This window comes from Pseudomonas flavescens, assembly GCF_013408425.1.
Classification (GTDB): Bacteria; Pseudomonadota; Gammaproteobacteria; order Pseudomonadales; family Pseudomonadaceae; genus Aquipseudomonas; species Aquipseudomonas fulva_A.
This window is the reverse complement of sequence record NZ_JACBYV010000001.1, coordinates 5239881-5264175: the sequence shown is the minus strand read 5'-3', so window position 1 is coordinate 5264175 and position 24295 is coordinate 5239881. Positions and strand designations below refer to the sequence as shown.

Genomic DNA, 24295 nt, shown 5'->3' with positions numbered 1-24295 from the left:
TGAATACTCACTGATTGTTAAGCCGGGCCACCAGTGCCGGATAGTCGGCAGCCAGGGTGGCACTCAAGATGTCTCGCGGGTAATCGCTGGTCACTACCGCTTCGCCCAGCGAGCGCAGCAGCACCAGACGCAACTGGCCATCCAGCACCTTCTTGTCGACAGCCATGTGTTCGAGAAAATCCGCAGGGGTCATTGCCTGCGGCGGCACCACGGGCAGGCCGGCGGCGAGAAACAGACGAATGCCACGGTCGCGCTCATCGGCAGTGAGCCAGCCCAGGCGGTGAGACATCTCCAATGCCATCACCGTTCCGGCGGCTACCGCCTCACCGTGCAACCAGACGCCATACCCCATGTGGGTTTCGACGGCATGTCCAAAGGTATGCCCGAGATTGAGCGTGGCGCGCACGCCGGTTTCCCGTTCGTCGGCGCCCACCACACGCGCCTTGGCCGCACAGGAGCGCTCGATGGCCTGGGTCAGTGCAACCTGATCAAGGCCGCGCAACGCTGCCATATTCTCCTCGAGCCAGCCAAGGAAAGGCTCGTCGCAGATCAATCCATACTTGATCACTTCAGCCAGCCCCGCCGACAGCTCGCGGGGCGGCAGTGTATCCAGACTGCGGGTGTCGATCAGTACCGCCTGTGGCTGGTAGAAGGCACCGACCATGTTCTTGCCCAGAGGATGGTTGATCCCGGTCTTGCCACCTACCGAAGAGTCGACCTGGGAAAGCAGCGTAGTCGGGATCTGGATGAAATTCACGCCACGCTGATAGCAGGCCGCCGCGAACCCCGCCATATCACCGATCACTCCACCACCAAGGGCAATGACCGTGGTCCGCCGGTCATGGCGGGCGCCGAGCAAGCCGTCGAAGATGGTCTGCAGCGTTTCCCAGTTCTTGAACGCTTCGCCATCGGGGAGCACGACCGAGGTGACCCGGTACTCAGCGAGCGTCGCTTCCAGCGCAGCCAGGTACAAGGGTGCGACGGTCTCGTTGGTGACGATCGCCACCTGGCGACCGACGATATGCGGCGTCAGCAGATCGGCACGACCGAGCAGGCCGTCACCAATATGAATGGGGTAGCTGCGCTCAGCGAGATCGACATGGAGTGTTTGCATGGAGCCCCCGATTGAAAAGGGCTCTAGGATAACGCAGTTCGGCCCTGTCATTAACGGGGCGCTAGCGCTTCCAGCCGCTCGAGAATTTCCTGAACCACCATACGCGGTGGGCGCTCATCGGTTTCGATGATCACATCGGCGATTTCCCGATACAGCGGATCACGAATGGCGAGCAGATCAGCCAGCACCTGCCCCGGGTTGGGTGCACGCAGCAATGGGCGATTGCGATCGCGCGCAGTGCGATCGATCTGCTGCTCGACGGACGCATGCAGATAGACCACGCGCCCTCCCGCACGCAATGCCTGGCGATTCAACGGCCGCAAGACCGCACCGCCCCCAGTGGCCAACACCAGACCATCGGACTCGCAAAGCGAGCAGATTACCGCCTGCTCGCGCTCACGGAAGCCCTGTTCACCCTCGACATCGAAAATCCAGGGAATGTCTGCACCGGTACGCTGCTCGATCTCCTTGTCGGAGTCCTTGAATGGCAACCGCAACTCTTTGGCAAGCAAGCGCCCGATGGTGCTCTTTCCAGCACCCATCGGGCCGACAAGGATCAGATTACGCACAAATTACCGACTCACGGCCACCGCGGAAGTGTTCATGATGCGCGGAGTGATGAAAACCAGCAACTCGGTCTTGTTGTCGGTGACCGTATCGCGACGGAACAAACGTCCCAGATAAGGCACGTCGCCAAGGAAAGGGACCTTCTCCGTGGACTTGGTCTGGGTATTTTCAAACACCCCACCGATCACGATGGTTTCACCGTCTGCAACCAGAACTTTTGCATTGACCTCGTTCTTGTTGATCGGCGGCACATTGTTGACGGCATTAGCAAAGTCTGGCGCATCCTTGGTGACCTTGACTTCCATGATGATCCGGTTATCCGGCGTGATCTGTGGAGTCACCTCCAAGGACAATGCCGCTTCCTTGAAGGATGTCGAAGTCGCGCCACTGGAGCTGGCTTCCTGGTAAGGAATCTCCTGCCCCTTGAGAATCTTCGCGGTCTCCTTGTCGGAAGTCACGACCTTGGGCTGGGAAACTATTTCGCCATTACCCGAGCTTTCCATCGCGGAAAGCTGCAGATCCAGGACAACGTTATTGCTCAAGAAGCCAATACCAATACCGGAAGTGCTGTTGGCTACGCCCATATCCACGAAAGGTAAGCGCGCCAATCCATCGTCCAGCGAAGTGCTGCCGATAGTATCAGTACCAACGAAAGGAGCTCTGGCACCAGTATCCTCATCAAAAGCCTGAACACCGTCCTTACCGCTTACATCCCATGCACCCCGCCTTGCGCTGCCCCCCCAGCGCACACCCAGCGCCTTGTCATAGTTGACCCTGGCCTCAACGATACGCGCCTCGATCATCACCTGACGAACCGCCACGTCGAGCTGAGCCACGATTCGGCGCAGCTCGTCCAGACGCTCCTGGGTCTGATAAGCGATGATGCTGTTGGTGCGCTCATCGACGGTAATAGAGCCACGATCGTCAGCCGCGCCACCATCGGCACTGGTCACCGACTGGAACAGCTTGGCCATGTCGGCAGCCTTGGCGTAGTTGACCTGAATCAACTCGCGGCGTAGCGGTGCCAACTCGGCAATCTGCTTCTGCGACTCCAGCTCCTGGCGCTCACGGGCGGCGATCTCTTCAGCGGGCGCAACCAGCAGCACGTTACCGATCTGGCGCTTGTCGAGCCCCTTGGTTTTCAGCACCAGATCCAGCGCCTGATCCCAGGGCACGTTCTGCAGGCGCAGGGTGATGTTGCCGGCCACGGTGTCACTGGCGACCAGGTTGAGGTCGGTGAAATCAGCGATCAGCTGCAGCACGGAACGCACGTCGATATCCTGGAAGTTCAGCGACAGCTTCTCGCCGGTATAGGCGAAACGCTCGGCCTGACGCTTATCGGCGTCTTCCTGGGTCAACGGCTTGACGCTCAGAGTCAGCTTGTTTTCGGTCTGATAGGCCAGGTAGTCGAAAGCACCGACGGGCTCGATGACGATGCTCGCATCGTCACCGGCACCACTGGCGCTGACGAACTGCACCGGCGTAGCGAAGTCCTTCACATCCAGGCGGACACGCAAGGCTTCAGGCAACTGGGTGCGGTTGAAATTCAGGATGATCTTGCCGCCGCGCTCCTGGATATCGGGGCTGACCGAGGCGTCGGAGAGGTTGATGACGACGTTGCCTTCACCCTGCTCGCCGCGCTGGAAATCGATATTGCTGATCGCCTTGTTGACTGCACCGAAGACTTTCGGAGTAGCCGGGGCGGCAACCGGTGTAGCGGCCACGGGGGCAGTGCGTGCAGCCGCCGGCGCGCTCGCCGGGGCGGCTGAGGCGCTGGCTGAGGAAGTGGCGACCCCGGTTCCAACCTGAACGAACAGGTTGTTGCCTTCGGTACGGGTATTGTAAGGCGCCAGACTGGACAGGTTGATGATCAACCGTGTGCGATCCTTGGCCTCGACCACGGTAAGGCTGCGCGCATTGCCCATCCCCAGCTCGCGGTTCTTGACGCCCAGCTTGTTGGAAACGCCTGGCAGATCCAGCGCGATACGGGCTGGCTGCTCGATGGTATAACCACGCGGTGCGGTGACCGGCTCGTCGAATGACAGTTTCAGCTCGACGCGGTCACCCGGCAGAGCTACGACATCCAGCGCTTGCAGATTGGCTGCCAGGGCTGCGGGAGAGAGCAGGATCGCCAGCAGCGAAACGCTGAGACGCGAAAGAGAGCTGTTCATGCTTGGGTTCCGTTTGGCAGACCGGTTATTTCTTTTCATGCTTCACCTCGCTCCTCAGGAGCGCTCCTTCAGAGTGAGGGTACGGGGGCGCTCGAGCCAGCCACCATCACCGTCAGGGACGATTTCGACGACGTCGATCTTGGCACTGTCAATGGCCACGATACGGCCTTCATTGCGCCCCAGGTAATCCCCGACCCTGACGCGATGAACACCACCGGCACCGCTGACCAGCGCGAACGAGCCGTTGCCATTGGCCAAGGTGCCGACCATTTCGAAGAGCTCGATATTGAAGCCCTCGAGGAACTGCTTGACCCGGGTTTCGTCCGGCTTGATTTCCTTGTCCCCCTTAGTCCGATTGACCAGGTCGATCTTCACGGGGGGCTGGAACGGGCTGCGCAACGCTGCTGCGCTATAGGTGAAGCTTTCATAGGGCTCAGGCTGCGGAAGCGGCTCGATCTGGCCTTTCGGCCGCGCGCGCACCTCATCCATGTAGGCCTGAAGGTCACTGAAATCACCTCCACCGCAACCACTCAGGCTGAGCAACAGCAGGCTCGACAGGAAGACACGCTTCATGGCTGTGCTCCCTTGTCGTTATAACGATAGGTCTTGGCAAGAATGCTCATCCGCAGCTTCGAGGTGCTCCCCTCTGCCGCAGGAACCAGTTCGAAATCATGCAACGTGACGATGCGTGGCTGGCTGGCGACACCGCTGACGAAGGTCGCCAGGTCATGATAACCACCGACCACCTTGATCTGAATCGGCAGCTCGATATAGAACGGCTGAGTGACTTCCGGCAGCAACTTGATTTCCTCGAACTCCAGACCACTGTCCAGGCCGATGCGGGTAATGTCCTCGAGCAGCCCCGGGACCTCCGTATCGCTTGGCAATTGCTTGAGCAGGGCACCGAACGAGACCTCCGCTTCCTTCATCTGGTCGCGGTAGGCTTCGAGGTTGGCGGCCTGAAACGCCTTGGTCGAGAACTGCTCCTTGAGCGACTCCTCTTCCATGCGCTGCTGATCAAGGCTTGCCTGCAGATCTTTCAGGTGGAAGTTGTAGCCGAGCGCCAGCACCAGTATCACGGCGATGATGCCAGCGATGACCTTGACCGCAGCGGGCCAGGATCCAATGTTGTTGAGGTCGAGATCGTTGAAGTCGACCTTGCGCAGGCTCGCCAGGGAATCGTTGAGGCTCATGGCTTGACCTCCGCTTCTTGCTTGACCGGCTGCGCTTGCTGCACGGTCAACTGAAAGGTATTGGCCTGGTCCACCGCTCCAGCGGTAACCGCCTTGACCTCGGTCAGGTTGGGCGCTGCCAACCAGTCGGAGGCGTCCATGTCACGCATGAGACTGGAAACCCGACTGTTGGATTCGGCCGCACCGACGATCGCAATGGTCTTGTCGGTCATTTTCACCCCGGTGAAATACACGCCATCAGGCAAGGTCCGCACCAGTTGATCGAACACACGACCAATGATCGGGCGATTGCCCTGCAGGTCCTGAATGATCTTCATCCGCTCGAGCAATTGCTGGCGGCGTGTGCGCAGCTCGCTGATCTCGGCGATTCGCGTATCGAGAACAGCGATTTCCTTGCGCACGAAGTCGTTGCGCGCCTGCTGGTTCTCGATTTCGCCGCTGAGATACTGATCACCCAGAAAGACCACGCCTGCAGCTACGACCAAAAGGCCGCCAAGGCTGACCAGAAAACGCTGCTTGCGCTCTTCGCGCAGCTGTTCACGCCAGGGAAGGAGGTTAATGCGCGCCATCAGTCGAAACTCCTCATCGCCAGGCCGCAGGCAATCATCAGTGCCGGCGCATCACTGGCCAGTGCCCCTGCATTGACTTTGCCGCTCAGGGCCATGTCCGCGAACGGGTTGGCGACCAGCGTCTGGGTACCGATCTTCTGCTGAATGAGACGGTCCAGATCAGGGATCGAGGCCGTGCCACCCGCCAGCAGGATGTAATCCACATCGTTGTACTGGCCAGCAGCGAAGAAGAACTGCAGGGAACGGGACACCTGCTGCACGAGCGCGTCCTTGAAGGGCTGCAATACTTCGCTTTCATAGTCGTCGGGCAAGCCACCCTGCTTCTTGGCAAGGCCGGCCTCATCGACGGACAGGCCATAACGGCGCTGGATTTCCTCGGTCAACTGACGACCACCGAACAGTTGCTCACGGGTGTAGATGGTACGCCCGTTGTGCAGCACGCTGAGGGTGGTCATGGTCGCGCCGATATCGACGACGGCCACGGTCAGATCGTCATGCACGCCACCGAGCTGCTCGGAAAGCAACCCATAGGCACGCTCCAGCGCATAGGCCTCGACATCCACCACCTTGGCAGTCAGCCCAGCCAGCGCAAGAGCCGCCTCGCGAACTTCGACGTTTTCCTTGCGACAGGCTGCCAGCAGCACTTCGACCCGCTCGGAATTGCGCGCAGAGATGCCCTGGACCTCGAAATCGATCGCCACCTCTTCCAGCGGGTACGGAATGTACTGGTCAGCTTCGAGCTTGATCTGGTTTTCCAGCTCATCGTCCGAAAGCCCCGCTTCCATCTCGACGGTCTTGGTGATCACCGCAGAGCCGGCCACGGCGACGGAAACCGAACGCACATTGGTCTTGGCCTTGGCCAGAACCCGCGACAACGCCTGACCGACTCCCTCGAGTTCGGCGATGTTCTTTTCGACGACAGCATTGGCGGGGAGCGGCTCGACAGCGTAAGCCTCTACCTTGTAGCGGCTTCCTGAGCGACTCAATTCGAGGAGCTTGACTGAGGTCGAACTTATATCGATCCCCAAAAGCGTATTCGCTTTCTTACTGAAGAGCCCTAGCACGACCGATTTCCTATTCACATCCATAACTTACGGACGATTTATGTTTTTCCACATTAAATAGCAGACTTGACAGAAGCGCAAATGGCTCCCCAGCAAAAAAAACGCTTATAATGTGATCAGTTTTTGCCTTTTCGCTTTGTCTTCCGCTTAACTCATTCTTTTATCTGGAAATCCAAAAATCTTGATGCGTTTGCTGAAGTTTTTCTGTTGGTCCGTTATCGCTGTTTTTTGTGCGCTACTACTCAGCGTCAGCGGTGCCTTCCTCTACCTGAGCCCGACTCTACCCTCTGTCGATGCCCTTCGCAGCATAGAGCTGCAGATCCCGCTTCGCGTCTACAGCAGCGATGGGAAGCTCATCGCAGAATTCGGAGAAATGCGCCGTTCCCCCATCGCCTTCGCCGACATTCCGCCTGACTTCACCAGCGCACTGCTCGCCGCAGAGGACGACAATTTCGCAAACCATTATGGCGTTGATCTTACGAGCCTGATGCGCGCTGCCACGCAATTATTGAAAACCGGTCAAATTCAATCGGGTGGTAGCACCATCACCATGCAGGTGGCGAAGAACTTCTTCCTCACCAGTGAGCGTAGCTTCTCGCGCAAGATCACCGAAATTCTTCTCGCTCTGCAGATCGAGCGCGAATTGAGCAAGAACGAAATCCTCGAGCTCTACGTCAACAAGATCTACCTCGGCCACCGTGCATACGGAATCGAAGCCGCCGCTCAAGTCTATTACGGCAAATCCATCCGAGACTTGAGCCTTTCCCAGCTTGCGACGATAGCCGGTCTTCCCAAGGCACCTTCGGCCTTCAACCCGCTGACCAACCCGACCCGTGCCAAGGAGCGTCGTGACTGGATCCTCGGCCGCATGCACCGCCTGGGCCGCATCGATCAGGCTCGTTACGAGACAGCGCTCGCCGAGCCGGTGGATGCCAGCTATCACGTGCAAACTCCTGAGGTGCCGGCACCTTACGTGGCCGAAATGGCGCGCGCCGAGATGGTCGGTCGTTATGGCAGCGACGCATACACCCAGGGCTTCAACGTCACCACCACGGTGCCCAGCGATCTTCAGCAGATGGCCAACAAGGCGCTGCGTGACGGTTTGATCGACTACGACCAACGCCACGGCTATCGAGGCCCGGAAAGCCGCTTGCCCGGCATGACCCGGGAAACCTGGCAGGCCGAGTTGAGCAAGCAGGGCCTACGCGGTGGGCTGGAGCCAGCCATCGTTACCCAGGTCGAGAAAAGCGGCATTCTGGTACTCACGCGTCGCGGCAGCGAAGAGGCCGTATCCTGGGACAGCATGAAATGGGCTCGCCCCTTCCTCAACACCAACAGCCTGGGACCCAGGCCACAGCAGCCAGCTGACGTGGTACAGATCGGCGACCTGATTCGCGTGCAGCGCCAGGACGACGAAAGCCTGCGCTTCGTGCAACTGCCAAGCGCACAGAGCGCCCTGGTTTCTCTCGACCCGCAGAACGGCGCGATTCGTGCTCTGGTTGGCGGTTTTTCCTTCGAGCAGAGCAACTATAACCGCGCGATTCAGGCCAAACGTCAGCCCGGCTCGAGCTTCAAGCCGTTCATCTACAGTGCCGCACTGGACAACGGCTACACCGCCTCGAGCCTGGTCAACGATGCCCCGATCGTGTTCGTCGACGACTACATGGACCAGGTGTGGCGTCCGAAGAACGACAACAACACCTTCCTTGGCCCGATCCGCCTGCGGGAAGCCTTGTACAAGTCGCGCAATCTGGTATCGATTCGCCTGCTGCAGGCCATGGGTATCGAGCAGACCCTGCGCTATATCGAGCGCTTCGGCTTCAACCGTCAGGACCTGCCACGAAACCTGTCGCTGGCACTCGGTACCGCCAACCTCACCCCGATGGAAATCGCCACCGGCTGGACGACGTTCGCCAATGGCGGGCACAAGGTTCAACCGTACCTGATTCAGCGCATCGACAATCGCCATGGTGATCCGCTGTTCATCGCCAACCCGCCAAGCGTGCCCAATGCCGCACAGCCTGAAGTGCCGCCACCGGTCAACGAAGAAGGCGTGATGAGCGCCGCGCAAGCAAAACCGGAGCAGTTGCCCGAAGCACCGGAGCCGGCACAAGCCGAACGCATTCTTGACGAGCGCACCGCCTACATCATGACCAGCATGCTGCAGGACGTGATCAAGCGCGGTACCGGGCGCCGCGCCATGGCGCTGGGCAGAACCGACCTGGCGGGCAAGACCGGGACCACCAACGAATCCAAGGACAGCTGGTTTTCCGGCTACAACGCCGATTACGTAACCACCGTGTGGGCAGGTTTCGATCAACCGGAAAGCCTGGGGCGCAACGAGTACGGCGGTACCGTGGCCCTACCGATCTGGATGAGCTACATGGGCGCCGCGCTCAAGGACAAGCCCAACCACAGCCCGGCTGAGCCTGATGGCATCCTGACCCTGCGTGTCGATCCGCACAGTGGCCGCGCAGCGGCACCAGGCACACCAGACGCCTATTTCGAGTTGTTCAAGAGCGAAGACTCGCCTCCCCCCATGAACGAACTCGACCCAGGCATGGGCGCGCCAGGCAGCCCACTGCCTGCCGACGAGGCGGCGCCGATCGACCTGTTCTGACGAAACGTCGGCGACTGCAGGTTCACGCTTGCAGCCGCCGCACCCGAGCCGCAGGGCCTTCACTTGCCCTCCCTCTCCTGCTACCGCGCATCAATGGCCAGGCCATGACTTCCCAGGCATAGGTGCCTCGCCCTTAAAACGCAGCCACAAAAAAACCCGCCGAAGCGGGTTTCTCATGTCACCAATCCATCACTCAGCCGTTGAACACGTCGGCGACCGACTGCAGCGGGTAGTGCTTGGGATACGGCAGGGTCGCCACACCGCTTTCGATGGCAGCCTTGGCCACCGCATCGCAGACCACGGTGATCAGACGGGCATCCATCGGCTTCGGAATGATGTACTCGCGACCGAACTCCAGGGAGATGCCGCCGTAGGCGTCGCAGACTTCCTGCGGTACCGGCAGCTTGGCCAGCTCACGCAGAGCGTTGGCGGCAGCGATCTTCATCTCTTCGTTGATGCGGGTGGCACGAACGTCCAGGGCACCACGGAAGATGAACGGGAAACCCAGCACGTTGTTGACCTGGTTCGGGTAGTCGGAGCGACCGGTGGCCATGATCACGTCGTTACGGGTGGCATGCGCCAGCTCCGGCTTGATCTCCGGATCCGGGTTCGAGCAGGCGAACACGATCGGATTCGGCGCCATCAGCTTGAGGCCTTCGGCACTCAGCAGATCCGGGCCGGACAGACCGACGAACACGTCGGCACCGGTCAGCGCATCTTCCAGAGTGCGCTTGGTGGTTTCGGTGGCGAATACCGCCTTGTACTGGTTCAGATCATCACGACCGGCGTGGATCACACCCTTGCGGTCGATCATGAAGATGTTCTCGACCTTGGCACCCATGCTCACCAGCAGCTTCATGCAGGAGATGGCTGCGGCGCCGGCGCCCAGGCAGACGATCTTGGCCTCCGGCAGGGTCTTGCCGGCAATTTCCAGGGCGTTGAGCATGCCGGCCGCGGTCACGATCGCGGTACCGTGCTGGTCATCGTGGAAGACCGGGATGTCGCACTGCTCGATCAGCGCGCGCTCGATCTCGAAGCACTCGGGAGCCTTGATATCTTCCAGATTGATGCCACCGAAGGTGATGGAGATACGCTTGACGGTGTCGATGAACGCCTGCGGGCTCTCGGCATCGACTTCGATGTCGAACACATCGACACCGGCGAAACGCTTGAACAGTACACCCTTGCCTTCCATGACCGGCTTGGAGGCCAACGGGCCGAGGTCGCCCAGACCGAGGATCGCGGTGCCGTCGGAAATGACTGCTACCAGGTTGCCTTTACCGGTGTAGCGGTAGGCGAGCTCCGGATCGCGAGCGATCTCGCGCACCGGCTCGGCGACGCCCGGGCTGTAGGCCAGAGAGAGATCACGGGCAGTGGCGGTAGGCTTGGTGAGTTCGACGCTCAACTTACCTGGACGGGGCTTCTCATGGTATTCGAGAGCGGCAGTTTTCAGATCAGACATAGTGGCATTTCCGCTTTTTGGGGCTATTGACTGGCAGGCGGCCGAGGATACGCAAGTTGCAGGGGCCTGCACAAGACTATGCAGTCAGCCTGCAAACGTGACTCAGCGAACCGTCTTGAACCATTCACCGGGACGGGGCTCGCCCTGTGGATAAAGATTGTTGAGCAGCCGCAGGCTGCCTTCGGCATCACCGGGAAGGCCGCTCTTCGCCGCCAGGGCCTTGACCGTCTGGCCCGCCTTCACGCGCACCAACTGCAGCCTCAACGGCTCGGCCAACGTGCGCTCGGCAGCCTGCAACGGCCGGAAACTCTTGATCGCGGCGATGAACTGGGCATCGTCCTGCGCCTGCACTGCGCGGCCTTTTACCGCACCGACGAACAGGTACGCTTTGCCGCCCTTGAGAATAGCGGCTACCCGACGCGGCGCACTGCCGTCGATCACCCCCATGTGACCCTGCAGGCCAGCCTGCTGCAACGGCACCTCCTCGCGCAGGCGATTGCCGCCGATACGCTGACGCAGCAACGTCGCGGCATCGAGCTTACGGGGGTTGTCCTCGAGAGTCATGGCGACGAAGACCTGCTCGTCAGCCGAGTGACCGATCAGCGTCTGCGGCTGATTGATGATGCTCCAGCCCTGGGGGAAGGTCAGCGCGAAGTCGAGGTCACGATGATAGAAGCGCTCACCGCGCCGGATACCACTTTCGGCCGAATCACCAAAGGGCAGGTTCTGCAGACGCTGGAGAAAAACGTCGCGATTGACCTCCTGCTGCCCGTTCACCAACGCCCGGGCCGGGCCAAGCACCTGCTGCAGGCGCCGATCGTTGTCAGGGTGAGTATCGAACAGGCCGTGGTAGCCACCAGCAGGTTGCTGCTCACCGCGCCTGGCAGCCTGATCACGAGCGAAATCCTCCTGCAGCTTGAGCACCTTGACCACTTCGATCATCGCCTGCGGGTCGTAGCCGCCGCGCGCCAGGTATTGCGCCCCGAGGCCATCGGCCTCCAGCTCCATGTCACGACCATAACCACGCACGAATGCCGTCCCCAGAGCGCCGGTCACATCCGCTGCCGCACCGACTCCGGTACCCATCGCCACCGCCTGACCGAGAATGCCCCAGGCCGTCGACTGGCTTTGCTGGCGTACGCCATGGCGCGCCGTGACATGGCCGACTTCGTGCCCGAGTACCGCCGCCAGCTCCGCCTCGGAGCCCAGGTAAGCCAACAGACCGCGATGGATATAGATGTAGCCGCCCGGCAGCGCGAAGGCATTGATATCCGGGCTGTCGATCACCGTGAACCGGTAGTCCAACTGACCGCGATGGCTGTGCCGCGCCACGCGTTCACCCACACGCTGCACATAGGCCTGCAGCGCCTCGTCGGCGTAACGCGGGTATTGCTGAAGAATCTGCTGATGAGCGTCACGACCAAGGGCGAGCTCCTGAGCCTCGCTCATCATCACGAAATCGTTGCGCCCGGTTGCCGGGTTGACCGCACAACCGGCCAGCACGGCCAATAGCGAGAGCGCGACCAGCAGGCGAATCATCACGGCAATACCTCCAGCATGGCCCCGTGGGTCAGAGGCAGCATCCAGCGTGCCTGGCCGGTCTTCAGCCCACCCTTGCGGGAGCGGTCGATCATCCAGCCACGCGCTTCGATTCGCTTGCCCTGCAATTCACGCAACAGCTTCGGATCGAAGGTATCCAGTACCTGTGGCGCGATACGCAGCACCACTGAATGGCCAAGCTCGACCCAGACCCCGCCCCGGTTGCGCTCGACCCGTTGTACCTGCCCCTCGAGCAGCGCGAAGCCCCCGCTGCGAACGGCCCGCGCCGGCAAGGGGCGCAACTGCGACCAAAGCCCGACCCGGGCACTGCGAGCCTGGCGCTCGGCCTGACGATGACAGGTTACCAGCGCCGCATTGGGCGCGACCGCAACCAGCTGACCTAGACCCTCGGCCAGCATCCGCGCTTCGAGGTTCTTGCCGCCGCGGTCATACAGATGAGCCAGGGTACGCCCGTAGCGATCCTTTTTCTGCTCACCGGCCTTGACGCCCACACGCCCGCCATTGGCCTCCACCAACTGGCTAAGGCGATCACGCGCGGCCTCGGCATATGGCTCCGCGGGCCGCCCCTTGCGCGCCAGCTCCGGGGCATTGATACCGATCAGGCGGACACTGCGACCATCCACCAGCCGCAGGGTATCGCCATCCACCACGCGCTGTACCTTGACCTGGGCCAGCTTGCCGGGAGCCGGGCAGAAGGCATGGGCCGGAAGGCATGCGACAGAAACGAAAAAGGCGCCCACGAGGGACGCCTTCTTCAATAGTGCGAAAACAGCCATCTGGGCTTTCTTCGCTGCTCGGACGCTTACTTGGCGCCGAACACACCGAAACGCTGCTTGAAGCGGTCGATACGGCCGCCAGCGTCCAGCACTTTCTGCTTGCCGGTGTAGAACGGGTGGCACTCGGAGCACACGTCCAGGCTCAGCGGCTTGGCCAGCGTGGAGCGAGTCTTGATGACGTTGCCGCAGCTGCAGGTGGCGTCGATGGCAACGTATTCCGGATGGATATCGGCTTTCATGATTCTTTCCTCGGGTCTTGTGCCGCCACCAGACTGGATGTCGGGTACCGCACGTAGGTTGGCCGCGGATCATACCAGAGCACAGCCACGATGCAAGCCACGGACTCTGCCGGCCGTCGCCAGGCAAGGCGTACTGGCGGGCCGCTGCAAAAACCCTGCACCGCAAATTAGCATGGGCAGCTCCACCCGCCCTTCGGCAGCGCTGCAATGCGTTAACCGCAAGCGCCTTGTCGAGCGTGCGTGACCACGGCGCTGGCAGCGTAGGTGGTTTTTCAAGGGCCTGTTAATATCGCGCCTCGCCTGCCTGGAGCCTCCGCGTGCCCGACGCCATCCTGCGACTTGCCCTCCCCTCGCCGCTGCGCCGCCTGTTCGACTACCTCGCCCCACCGGGTGTGTCGGCCCGCGACCTGCGTCCAGGAGCGCGGCTGCGCGTGCCGTTCGGCCGCCGCGAGATGATCGGCATACTGGTCGAGATCAGCGACCACAGCGACGTACCGGCCAACAAACTGAAGCCGGCCCTGCAACTGCTCGACCTGCAATCGCCCATGCCGCCGGCACTGCTGCGCCTGTGCCAGTGGACGGCGCAGTACTACCAGCACAGTCTGGGCGACACCCTAAGCTGGGCATTGCCGGTGCTATTGCGCCAAGGGGAGCCGGCAGAAGCACGCCAGGAGCGCTTCTGGCTGATCGCCAAGGACGCCCACCTGGATGACCCGCGGCTGGCGCGCGCGCCCCGCCAGCGCGATGCCCTGAAGACCATCGCCCAGCACCCCCACGGGGTTGCCCATCAACTGCTCAGCCAGCTGCAGATCAACCGCGACAGCTTGCAGCTACTGCAGGAAAAAGGCCTGGTGCGCGTCCAGGTTCGCCGCCTGAGCAGCCCGGAGCGACATGCCAACTGGCTGGCTCAGCCGGAACTGCCGCTCAATGCGGAGCAACGCGCGGCAGCCGAGGCGGTACGTGCCGGCTTCGACAGTTTCAATGCGTTTCTGCTTGCCGGCGTCACCGGCAGCGGCAAGACCGAGGTCTACCTGCAACTGATCCGCGAGACACTGGAAGCTGGCAAGCAGGCACTGGTGCTGATTCCGGAAATCAACCTCGGCCCGCAGACCCTGGCGCGCTTCGAGCGTCGCTTCAACGCGCGCATCGCCCTGCTGCACTCGGCAGTTAATGACCGTGAGCGCCTGGACGCCTGGCTGGCCGCCCGCGATGGCGAGGCCGACATCATCATCGGCACACGCTCGGCACTGTTCACGCCGATGAAGCGGCCCGGCCTGATCATCATCGACGAAGAACACGACGCGTCCTACAAACAGCAGGAAGGCCTGCGCTACCACGCACGCGACCTGGCGGTGGTGCGCGCTCACCAGGAAAACGTACCGATCGTGCTCGGCTCGGCCACTCCCTCGCTGGAAAGCCTGCACAACGCCCACAGCGGCCGTTATGCCATGCTGCGCATGAATCAGCGTGCCGGTGGCGCCCAGTCGCCACGCTTCCTGCGCCTGGATATCAAGAGCCGCCCGCTCGACGCCGGCATGTCCCCGCCGCTGCAACAGGCCATCGCCCAGACCCTGGCTGCCGGTCAGCAGGTGCTGGTTTTTCTCAATCGCCGCGGTTTCGCACCAACGCTGCTGTGTCACGAATGTGGCTGGCTGTCGCAATGCCCACGCTGCGACGCGCGCATGACCGTGCACCAGCGCAGCCGTGAACTGCGCTGCCACCATTGCGGCCATGCCGAACGCCAGCCGAGCAATTGCCCGAGCTGCAACAACGTCGACCTGCGCCCGGTCGGTGCAGGCACCGAACGTGCGGAGGAGCGTCTGGAGATCCTGTTCCCCGACGTGCCGGTGCTGCGGGTCGACCGCGACACCACCTCGCGCAAGGAGGCCATGACCACCCTGTTCAACACCGTACAGCGTGGCGAGCCGTGCATCCTGGTCGGCACCCAGATGCTCGCCAAGGGTCACCATTTCCCGCGGGTGACCCTGGTGGCCATCCTCGACGCCGACGGCGGCCTGTTCTCCGCCGACTTCCGTGCCAGCGAACGCATGGCCCAACTGATCGTCCAGGTTGCTGGTCGTGCCGGGCGTGCGGAGGAGCCGGGCAAGGTGATCATCCAGAGCCACCTGGCCGACCACCCGCTGCTGGTGCAACTGACCGAGCAGGGCTACTTCGCCTTCGCCGACCAGGCACTCAGCGAGCGTCGCGCCGCCGGACTGCCGCCGTTCTGCCACCTGGCTCTGCTGCGCGCTGAAGCGCACAAGCCCGGCCAGGCCGAAGGCTTCCTCGACGAAGCCTGCAACGAGGCCGAACAATTGCTGGGCGAGTTGAACCTGACAGGAATCGAGTTGCTCGGCCCAGTGCCAGCACCCATGGAGCGACGCGCTGGCCGCTACCGCGCCCAGTTGCTGCTGCAAGGCAATGCCCGCGCGCCCCTGCACAAGCTGCTCGCCCACTGGCTGCTGGTACTCGAAGGCCTGCCCAGCGGGCGTGCCGTGCGTTGGTCGCTGGATGTGGATCCGATCGACCTGTTCTGAACGGCTGCGCGTTGAGCAAGGCGCAGAGCGAAGCGATGGAGGCGGTGCAGCACGCGCAATGCGCAGATAATCTGCCGCCGAGCTTCCCGTTGCACGCTTCATGCAACAACTGCGGCGCGCTTTTCCTCGTAGCTTGTGGCTTGCAGCTTGCCGCTGCTTTTATAATGCCCAGTTTTCCACCCACGCTTTCGAGCGGCGCCGCCTCACGCGGCCGAATGAGCAGACCATGAAAGACAGTATTCGCCACCTGATCCAGCAAGCCCTTACCCGCCTGACCGCCGAAGGCGTTCTGCCCGAAGGCCTGAGCCCGACGATCCAGGTGGAGAACACCCGCGACAAGACCCACGGCGACTTCGCCAGCAACATCGCCATGATGCTGGCCAAGCCCGCGGCGATGAAGCCCCGCGACCTGGCCCAGAAACTGATCGACGCGCTGCCTGCCGATTCGCAGGTCAGCAAGGTCGAAATCGCCGGCCCGGGCTTCCTCAATTTCTTCCAGAACAGCGACTCGCTGGCGCAGCGCCTGGAAGACGCGCTGGCTGACGATCGTCTCGGCGTACGCAAGGCCGGCCCCGTCGAGCGCGTGGTCGTCGACCTGTCCTCGCCCAACCTGGCCAAGGAAATGCACGTTGGGCACCTGCGTTCGACCATCATTGGCGACGCCGTGGCACGAGTGCTGGAGTTTCTCGGCGATGACGTGATCCGCCAGAACCATGTGGGCGACTGGGGGACCCAGTTCGGCATGCTGCTGGCCTTCATGGAAGAGAATCCTGCCGCTGCAGAAAGCGAGCTGGCTGATCTTGAAGGCTTCTATCGCGCTGCCAAGAGGCGTTTCGACGAATCCACCGAGTTCGCCGAGCGCGCTCGTGCCCTGGTCGTCCAACTGCAAGCCGGCGAGCCGGAGTGCATGCGCCTGTGGCATCGCTTCAACAGCATCTCCCTGAGCCACTGCCAGAAAGCCTACGACCGCCTCAACGTCAAACTGACGCCGGCCGACGTCATGGGCGAAAGCGCCTACAACACGGAGCTGCCAGGGGTGATCGAAGCCCTGCGCGAGAAAGGCCTGCTGACCGAAGACAACGGCGCCCAGTGCGTTTTCCTCGACGACTACAAGAACGCCGAAGGCAACCCGCTGCCGGTGATCGTGCAGAAGGCCGGTGGCGGCTACCTGTACTCGACCACCGACCTGGCCGCCATGCGCTACCGCAGTCAGCAGCTCAAGGCCGACCGCGCCCTGTACTTCGTCGACCAGCGTCAGGCCCTGCACTTCCAGATGGCTTTCGAAGTCGCGCGCCGTGCCGGCTTCGTGCATGAGGGCATGCAACTCGAACACATGGGCTTCGGCACCATGAACGGCGCCGATGGCCGCCCGTTCAAGACTCGCGATGGCGGCACGGTGAAGCTCATCGACCTGCTCGACGAAGCCGAGGTCCGTGCCTACGAGCTGGTCAAGGAGCGCAACGACCAGCGCGCGGCAAAGGGTGAGACGCCGTTCGACGAAGCCGAACTGCGTGAAATTGGCCGTGTCGTGGGCATTGCATCGGTGAAGTACGCTGACCTGTCCAAGCACCGGACCAGCGACTACAGCTTCAACTTCGAGCTGATGCTCAGCTTCGAGGGCAACACCGCGCCCTACCTGCTTTACGCCTACACCCGTGTGGCAAGCATATTCCGCAAACTGGGCAAAGGCGTCGAAGAGCTCGACGGCCGCATCGAACTTCAGGCGCCACAGGAAATCGAACTGGCCGGCAAACTCGCGCAGTTCGGCGAGGTGCTGGGCAGCGTCGCGGACAAGGGCACGCCGCACGTGCTGTGCACCTACCTGTACGACGTTGCCGGGCTGTTCTCCAGTTTCTACGAGCATTGCCCGGTGCTCAGCGCCGAAGACGAGCCCACCCGCCAGAGCCGCCTGCGCCTTGCCGCGCTGACCGGCCGCACACTCAAACAAGGCCTGCAATTGCTCGGCCTGGAAACTCTGGAGCGCATGTAAGTGGCAGCCCGCAAGAAGCCCGCCCCGAAACGCGGCGCCAGCCGTTACAAGGCCCCGAGCAAACGCCCGGTACCGGGCTGGATCTGGCTGGCCTGCGGCCTGGTGGTTGGCGTGTTCGCCATGCTGCTGTTCAACCTGCAGCCGGGCAGCGATGCGATCAAGCGTGAAAAACCGCAGCCGGAGCGCGCCAGCAACACGCCCAAGGCGACGCCGTCGGCGACCAGCCAGGAACCGGGCAAGCCCAAATACGACTTCTACACCCTGCTGCCGGAATCGGAAGTCATCGTGCCGCCGGACGCCGTACCGCCGCCCACCACCCCGACGCCAGAGCAGAAGCCGGTCACTCCCGAAGAAGCGGCGAAGATCGACGCCGCTCGCGCCCAGGCAGCCCTCAACGGCGAAACGCCACCGCCACCGCCCCCCGTGGTCAAACCGGCGGAATCCGCTCAGGCGCCGCTGACCACGCAGTTCTTCCTGCAGGCCGGCTCGTTCCCGAGCAAGGACAAGGCCGAAAGCATGCGGGCGCAGATCATCCTGCTCGGCCAGAACGTGCGTGTAGAGTCCGGCACGGTGGCAGACAAGACCTGGCACCGCGTGCTGGTCGGGCCCTTCGCCAACCGCGAGCAGTTGGCCGGTGCGCAGAAGTCCCTGGCGGCCGGCGGCTTTGGCAATCTGCTGTTGCAACAACGCCAGTTGCGCTGATCACTCTTTAACCCGCTGCCGGTTGAAAAGCCGCGGCGGGCACCCCATCTGAGAGTTTACCAGGGCCATTTTGCCCCGCAGCGTGGAGACTCTCCCCTTGACCACCATCGTTTCAGTCCGCCGCCACGGCAAAGTCGTCATGGGCGGCGACGGCCAGGTTTCCCTCGGCAATACCGTGATGAAAGGCAACGCGAAGAAAGTCCGCCGCCTGTACCACGGTCAGGTCATCGCCGGTTTCGCCGGTGCCACTGCCGATGCCTTCACACTCTTCGAGCGCTTCGAGTCCCAGCTCGAAAGGCATCAGGGCCATCTCGTCCGCGCCGCCGTGGAGCTGGCCAAGGACTGGCGTACCGACCGCTCTCTGAGCCGCCTGGAAGCCATGCTGGCCGTGGCCAACAAGGACGCTTCGCTGATCATCACCGGCAACGGTGACGTAGTCGAACCCGAGCACGGCCTGATCGCCATGGGCTCCGGTGGAGGCTTCGCCCAGGCTGCGGCGCTCGCACTGCTACAGAAAGGCAGCGAAGACCTCGACGCCCGCGAGATCGCCGAAACCGCGCTGAAGATCGCCGGATCCATCTGCGTCTTCACCAATCAGAATCTGACCATCGAGGAGCTGGACTCGGCCATCTAGGCCAGTCCTGATCGGAGCCCGCTCATGTCCATGACACCCCGCGAGATCGTCCACGAACTCAACCGCCACATCATCGGCCAGGACGACGCCAAGCGCGCCGTGGCCATCGCCCTGCGCAATCGCTGGCGGCGCATGCAGTTGCCGGCCGAGCTGCGTGCCGAAGTGACGCCCAAGAACATCCTGATGATCGGCCCGACCGGCGTCGGCAAGACCGAAATCGCCCGGCGCCTGGCCAAACTGGCCAATGCGCCCTTCCTGAAAGTGGAAGCGACCAAGTTCACCGAAGTCGGCTACGTCGGCCGCGATGTCGAATCGATCATCCGCGACCTGGCCGATGCCGCACTGAAGCTGCTGCGCGAACAGGAAATCGTCCGCGTGCGCCACCGCGCCGAAGACGCTGCCGAAGATCGCATTCTCGACGCCCTCCTGCCACCGGCACGTAGCGGTTTCGCCGAGGAAGCTGCATCGGGCAACGATTCCAACACTCGCCAGCTGTTCCGCAAGCGCCTGCGCGAAGGCCAGTTGGACGACAAGGAAATCGAGATCGAAGTGGCCGACAGCCCTGCCGGTATCGAGATCATGACGCCGCCCGGCATGGAAGAAATGACCAGCCAGCTGCAGAACCTGTTCTCCAACATGGGCAAGGGCAAGAAGAAGAGCCGCAAGCTCAAGGTCAAGGACGCCCTCAAGCTGGTACGCGAAGAGGAAGCCGGGCGCCTGGTCAACGAGGAAGAACTCAAGGCCAAGGCCCTGGAGGCCGTCGAGCAGCACGGCATCGTGTTCATCGACGAGATCGACAAGGTGGCCAAGCGCGCCAATGCCGGTGGTGCCGACGTTTCCCGTGAGGGTGTGCAGCGTGATCTGCTGCCGCTGATCGAGGGCTGCACCGTCAACACCAAGCTGGGCATGGTCAAGACCGACCACATCCTGTTCATCGCATCCGGCGCCTTCCACCTCAGCAAGCCGAGCGATCTGGTGCCGGAGCTGCAGGGGCGCCTGCCGATCCGTGTCGAACTCAAGGCGCTGTCGCCGGAAGACTTCGAACGCATCCTCAGCGAGCCCCATGCATCGCTCACCGAGCAGTATGTGGCGCTGCTGCAGACCGAAGGCCTGGGCGTGGAGTTCGCCGAAGACGGCATCAAGCGCTTGGCCGAGATCGCCTGGCAGGTCAACGAGAAGACCGAAAACATCGGCGCCCGTCGCCTGCATACGCTGCTGGAACGCCTGCTGGAGGAGGTATCCTTCAGTGCCGGTGATCTGGCCGGCCAGCAGAATGGCGAGGTCATCCGTATCGACGCGGCCTACGTCAACAGCCACCTCGGCGAGCTGGCTCAGGACGAAGACCTGTCACGCTACATCCTCTAAGAGCAGCTGCAAGCTGCAAGCTGCAAGTCAGAAGCCCCTTCACTCAGGCTCTTCTTGCAGCTTGGAGCCTGCCGCGTGGAGCTTGCGTAATGCTTATCCCCACCTCGATCAAGCTGCACAAGGCTTCCCGCACGCTGGAACTGCAATACGGCAATGATAGCTACAGGCTGCCGGCCGAGTTCCTGCGCGTGCATTCGCCTTCGGCTGAGGTGCAGGGGCACGGCAAACCGATTCTGCAGACGGGCAAGCTGAATGTCGCGCTGATCGGCATCGAGCCTGCCGGTAATTACGCCCTCAAACTGACCTTCGACGACGGCCACGACAGTGGCCTGTTCAGCTGGGACTACCTCCATCAACTGGCGCTGCGCCACGACGAACTCTGGCGTGACTATCTCGCCGAACTCGCCGCAGCGGGCAAATCCCGCGACCCCGATGAGTCGGTCGTGCGCCTGATGCTCTGAGGCGCAGTCATCCGTAACGATCTGGCGCAGCTATTTTCCTGCTGCAACGAAAACGCCCGGCACAAGGCCGGGCGTTGTCGTGACCGCGTACGACCTCAGGACTGATTGCCTGAGGCTGGCGTTGTAGCGGTTGCCGGCGAGGCAGCAGGCGTCGGTGTGCTGACAGGCGCAGGCTTGGCCGCCGCGGGCTTCTTCGCTGCCGGCTTGCGTACCGGCTTGGCAGCAGGTTCAGGCGCAGCTTTCGCAGCGGGCTTGGCAGCAGGTTTGGCGGAACTCTTGCTGGCAGCCGCTGGCTTGGCGGCTACCGTTTTGCCAGCAGGCGCCTTCTTCACCGCGACAGCTTTGCCCGTTGTCGCTTTGGCGGCTGGCTTCACAGGCGCTTTCGCCGCAGGCTTGCTGGACGGCTTCGCAGCAGCAGACTTGGCAGCCGGTTTGGCCGCTGCCTTCGTGGACGAGCCGGTCAATGCCTCCAGTTGCCTGGTCAACAACTCGACCTTGTCGCTGAGCGACTTGACCTCGCTGCGACTCGGCACGCCCAGGCGCGAGATGGCACTGTTGAGACGTTTGTCGAAAGCCTCCTCGAGTTCGCCCCACTTGCCGATTGCCCTGTCCTTGACCTCATCGACACGGGATCTGGCAGGCTTCGTTGCCTCTGCTTGCTCGCCTGCATCGCTCTTGGCGGCCTTCTCGGCTCTCTCGCCATCCTTGACCAGCGTGTCGAACAGCTTGGTGCCGTCCTTGCTGACCTTGGAGTACGCGCCCAAGCCCGCCAACCAGATCTGCCGCGAGTACTTTTCAACCTCGCCGACCCACGAACCGGTCTGTTTCTCGGATTTCTTTTTGACAGCCATCCTGCTCTCCTTATTGGGTAAGCGCGACGTGCTCGAGCAACGCGCTCAGCTCATCCAGCGTAGCAGACAAGGCTGGGGGGCCTGTCGCGCGGGAATGCCGAGCCGGTTGGGGGCGCCTGCCACGCCAGGGTCCAGGGCCCGCTCGATCTTTCGATACTCACGACGACCCTGTTCTTCACGAAGGACACTCTGTTTCTGACTCCATCGGCTGGCCTGTTGACCAACTCGACTCCTTCATTGACCCGATTCTTGGCGCGCTGTTCCGCGGCATGGCCAATCCAGGCCAGTGGCCTGCCGCTTGCGAAACATGGAAGCGACAACAGGGAAACGTTCGCAACCGGCAGGCGCGGCTGAGAGGTGTCGAAAGCAGGGAGGCAAGACAAGGGGTGCGACAGTGAATCGATGCGAGCCGTGCACTCGCGGGAGACAGCCCGCGAACGCTCAGAGAGGGAGCGCTCGCAGGCTTTCAGGCAGCTGAATCAGCTGGCGCTAGGCGGGGTTACACCATTGGCATTGCTCGCTGCCGGCGCTGGAACCGGGCTCTCGCTGGCAGGCTTGCCTGCAGCAGGGGCTGCAGCAGCCGGTTTGTCAGTGACGGCCGGCTTGGGCGCGGGTTTGGCCACTGCCGGTTTCGCCGGTGCTTTGGCAGCCGGTTTGGCAACAGGTGCAGGCTTGGCTGCTGGTGCAGGTTTTGCAACTGGCTTGGCGGCTGGTTTTGCAGCCGGCTTGGCTACAGCAGGTTTTGCAGCGGCTTTAGCAGCCGGCTTGGCAGCAACAGGTTTCGCAGCGGTGCTAGCAACTGGCTTGGCGGCAGCAGGTTTTGCAGCGGCTTTAGCGGCTGGCTTGGCAGCAGCAGGTTTCGCAGCAGCTTTAGCGGCTGGCTTGGCAGCAGCAGGTTTCGCAGCAGCTTTAGCGGCTGGCTTGGCGGCAGCAGGTTTTGCAGCAGCTTTAGCGGCTGGCTTGGCGGCAGCAGGTTTCGCAGCAGCTTTAGCGACTGGCTTGGCAGCAGCAGGTTTCGCAGTAGCTTTAGCGGCTGGCTTGGCGGCAGCAGGTTTCGCAGCAGCTTTAGCGACTGGCTTGGCAGCAGCAGGTTTCGCAGTAGCTTTAGCGGCTGGCTTGGCGGCAGCAGGTTTCGCGGCGGCTTTGGCAGCAGGCTTGGTGGCAGCGGGTTTAGCGACGGCTTTGGCAGCGGCAGGTTTCGCAGCGGCCTTGGCAGCTGGCTTGGCAACAGTTGGCTTAGCGGCGGCTTTGGAAGCCGGCTTGACAGCGGCAACTTTGGCCGGGGTCTTGCTGCGAGTGGCCAGAACCTTGCTGGCAGCTTCACGGACCTTGCCGACGCCCTGGGCCAGCTTCAGGCTTTCCTGAGCATCACGCTTGAGCTGCACGATGTACTGACGGGTTTCGCTCTGACGGGCCTGCAGGCCGTCCAGTACGCCTTCCAGCTCGCTGACAGCGGACTTGGCCTTGGACTGAGCCTTGGCTTTGCCTGCAGCAACGGAGGCCTGCAGTTTGCCGCGAGCCTTGTGCAGTTTTTCCTGTGCAGCACCGCGTTGCTTCTCCAGCTTGGCGAGCACTTTTTCAGCGTCGACCAAAGCTTGCGAGCAGGCACTTTCGAGATGCTCGAGCAAACTTCCGGAAAGCTGTTGAAGCAGGTGCAGCGGAGTGGTGACCGATTTCTTTTTCACGTTTTTCGTGGCCGACATGACGCGCCTCCTGGCGGATGAGATGAAGCCATACTAGACCTGTGAATTTGCGCCCGCTAGAGGTGCTTTGCAAGCACATGCGTACAGCAACCGGAGCGGGCATCCGCACACGGACTCGGAGGAGGCTGAAACGCCGCGAACTCGCGCGGCGTTGAGCGTCATACAGCGGCGGCGGTGGCCTGCTGCTGGTGAGCGGTGTGCAGCACTTCGATCAGACAGTCTTCGAGTTCGAAGCGCTCATGCAGCATCTGCCCGAGGCGTTTGAGTTCGGCACTGACCGCCTCGACATCGCCACAATCACCTTCATCACAGCGATCATTGAACGCCAGTGCGGCTTCGGTGATCACTTCGAGGCGCGGGTAGATCTGCTTGGCCAGCTCGAGACCGCGCTGGTCACCGAATGCTCGGGCCTCTTCGGTAAGCTGCTGGTAGACCTCGAAATGCCCGGCAGAAACGTAGTCGACGAGGATCTCGCAGAAACGCTGCATCACCACCTTGTCGCTGACATCATCGATGGCCGCATAAGCCTTGATCAGTTCAGCGCGCTCCTGCAACCAGCGATCGATCAACAGGTGTACGCCACCCCACCGCTCCTGTGCATTCTGGCAACTCTCGAGCATGGTGATCTCCCTCCCTTATCGGTATTTCCTGTAGGCATCCGGGCAACGACTATCGTTCAGCAAATCGTCGGAGCCCCGAATCGGAAGTTGGCTGATC

General features: G+C 62.2%; 21 protein-coding genes. 7 read left to right on the top strand and 14 right to left on the bottom strand.

The window, feature by feature from the left end; genetic code table 11:
• Positions 1-7: 7 nt before the first annotated feature.
• From aroB to FHR27_RS23490, 7 genes are read right to left on the bottom strand one after another with little or no spacing between them, the layout of a single operon-like run.
• A complete protein-coding gene (aroB, locus tag FHR27_RS23520; protein WP_179539696.1) occupies positions 8-1114 on the bottom strand; it encodes a 3-dehydroquinate synthase in 1107 nt (368 codons plus the stop codon).
• 50 nt (positions 1115-1164) lie between these two features.
• Positions 1165-1683, bottom strand: a complete 519-nt coding sequence (gene aroK / locus FHR27_RS23515; protein ID WP_042552343.1) for a shikimate kinase AroK — start codon at positions 1681-1683, stop codon at positions 1165-1167.
• A gap of 3 nt (positions 1684-1686) precedes the next feature.
• Positions 1687-3852, bottom strand: a complete 2166-nt coding sequence (gene pilQ, locus FHR27_RS23510) for a type IV pilus secretin PilQ (RefSeq protein ID WP_042552344.1) — start codon at positions 3850-3852, stop codon at positions 1687-1689.
• A 54-nt stretch (positions 3853-3906) separates the two neighbouring features.
• Positions 3907-4425 (bottom strand): type 4a pilus biogenesis lipoprotein PilP, encoded by a 519-nt coding sequence (pilP, locus tag FHR27_RS23505; RefSeq protein WP_179539695.1) that lies wholly within the window; start codon positions 4423-4425, stop codon positions 3907-3909.
• Positions 4422-5045 (bottom strand): type 4a pilus biogenesis protein PilO, encoded by a 624-nt coding sequence (gene pilO, locus FHR27_RS23500; RefSeq protein ID WP_042552346.1) that lies wholly within the window; start codon positions 5043-5045, stop codon positions 4422-4424. Before pilO ends, pilP begins: the two co-directional genes overlap by 4 nt.
• Positions 5042-5614: a PilN domain-containing protein gene (locus tag FHR27_RS23495; RefSeq protein ID WP_042552347.1), complete on the bottom strand. Its 573-nt coding sequence runs from the start codon at positions 5612-5614 to the stop codon at positions 5042-5044. Before FHR27_RS23495 ends, pilO begins: the two co-directional genes overlap by 4 nt.
• The gene (locus FHR27_RS23490; protein ID WP_042552348.1) at positions 5614-6678 is read right to left on the bottom strand and encodes a pilus assembly protein PilM; all 1065 of its coding nucleotides are present in this window, start codon (positions 6676-6678) and stop codon (positions 5614-5616) included. Before FHR27_RS23490 ends, FHR27_RS23495 begins: the two co-directional genes overlap by 1 nt.
• A 184-nt stretch (positions 6679-6862) precedes the next feature.
• Here FHR27_RS23490 and FHR27_RS23485 point away from each other — a divergent pair, with 184 nt between their 5' ends.
• Positions 6863-9298: a penicillin-binding protein 1A gene (locus FHR27_RS23485; RefSeq protein WP_373565130.1), complete on the top strand. Its 2436-nt coding sequence runs from the start codon at positions 6863-6865 to the stop codon at positions 9296-9298.
• A gap of 193 nt (positions 9299-9491) precedes the next feature.
• Here the strand turns inward: FHR27_RS23485 and FHR27_RS23480 are convergent, their stop codons facing one another.
• The 4 genes from FHR27_RS23480 to rpmE form a co-directional block, all read right to left on the bottom strand.
• Positions 9492-10760 carry a malic enzyme-like NAD(P)-binding protein gene (locus FHR27_RS23480; RefSeq protein ID WP_042552350.1) on the bottom strand — a complete coding sequence of 423 codons (1269 nt, stop codon included), beginning with the start codon at positions 10758-10760 and terminating at the stop codon, positions 9492-9494.
• 102 nt (positions 10761-10862) lie between these two features.
• On the bottom strand, positions 10863-12299 hold the full coding sequence (locus FHR27_RS23475) for a M48 family metalloprotease (protein WP_179540150.1): 1437 nt from the start codon (positions 12297-12299) through the stop codon (positions 10863-10865).
• Positions 12299-13096, bottom strand: coding sequence for a thermonuclease family protein (locus FHR27_RS23470; RefSeq protein ID WP_042552352.1), 798 nt, complete (start codon positions 13094-13096; stop codon positions 12299-12301). The genes FHR27_RS23475 and FHR27_RS23470 overlap by 1 nt, the downstream gene beginning before the upstream one ends.
• A gap of 26 nt (positions 13097-13122) precedes the next feature.
• Complete coding sequence (gene rpmE / locus FHR27_RS23465) at positions 13123-13335, bottom strand: 50S ribosomal protein L31 (protein ID WP_042552353.1); 213 nt, start codon at positions 13333-13335, stop codon at positions 13123-13125.
• Positions 13336-13652: 317 nt separating this feature from the next.
• Here rpmE and FHR27_RS23460 point away from each other — a divergent pair, with 317 nt between their 5' ends.
• The 6 genes from FHR27_RS23460 to FHR27_RS23435 all read left to right on the top strand — a co-directional run bounded on the left by FHR27_RS23460 (position 13653) and on the right by FHR27_RS23435 (position 21024).
• On the top strand, positions 13653-15872 hold the full coding sequence (locus FHR27_RS23460) for a primosomal protein N' (RefSeq protein ID WP_179539694.1): 2220 nt from the start codon (positions 13653-13655) through the stop codon (positions 15870-15872).
• 226 nt (positions 15873-16098) lie between these two features.
• Complete coding sequence (gene argS / locus FHR27_RS23455) at positions 16099-17862, top strand: arginine--tRNA ligase (protein WP_042552355.1); 1764 nt, start codon at positions 16099-16101, stop codon at positions 17860-17862.
• Positions 17863-18564, top strand: coding sequence for an SPOR domain-containing protein (locus FHR27_RS23450; RefSeq protein WP_042552356.1), 702 nt, complete (start codon positions 17863-17865; stop codon positions 18562-18564). It abuts the gene before it with no gap.
• Positions 18565-18661: 97 nt separating this feature from the next.
• Positions 18662-19198, top strand: a complete 537-nt coding sequence (gene hslV, locus FHR27_RS23445; protein WP_042552357.1) for an ATP-dependent protease subunit HslV — start codon at positions 18662-18664, stop codon at positions 19196-19198.
• 24 nt (positions 19199-19222) lie between these two features.
• Positions 19223-20563, top strand: a complete 1341-nt coding sequence (gene hslU, locus FHR27_RS23440; RefSeq protein ID WP_042552358.1) for an HslU--HslV peptidase ATPase subunit — start codon at positions 19223-19225, stop codon at positions 20561-20563.
• 89 nt (positions 20564-20652) lie between these two features.
• Positions 20653-21024 (top strand): gamma-butyrobetaine hydroxylase-like domain-containing protein, encoded by a 372-nt coding sequence (locus FHR27_RS23435; RefSeq protein ID WP_042552359.1) that lies wholly within the window; start codon positions 20653-20655, stop codon positions 21022-21024.
• Between the two features lie 95 nt (positions 21025-21119).
• Here the strand turns inward: FHR27_RS23435 and FHR27_RS23430 are convergent, their stop codons facing one another.
• The 3 genes from FHR27_RS23430 to FHR27_RS23420 all read right to left on the bottom strand — a co-directional run bounded on the left by FHR27_RS23430 (position 21120) and on the right by FHR27_RS23420 (position 24198).
• Positions 21120-21875, bottom strand: coding sequence for a phasin family protein (locus FHR27_RS23430; RefSeq protein ID WP_179539693.1), 756 nt, complete (start codon positions 21873-21875; stop codon positions 21120-21122).
• A gap of 479 nt (positions 21876-22354) precedes the next feature.
• Positions 22355-23578, bottom strand: coding sequence for an AlgP family protein (locus FHR27_RS26745; protein ID WP_218878523.1), 1224 nt, complete (start codon positions 23576-23578; stop codon positions 22355-22357).
• A gap of 158 nt (positions 23579-23736) precedes the next feature.
• Positions 23737-24198: an Rsd/AlgQ family anti-sigma factor gene (locus FHR27_RS23420; RefSeq protein WP_042552363.1), complete on the bottom strand. Its 462-nt coding sequence runs from the start codon at positions 24196-24198 to the stop codon at positions 23737-23739.
• Between the last annotated feature and the right edge of the window lie 97 nt (positions 24199-24295).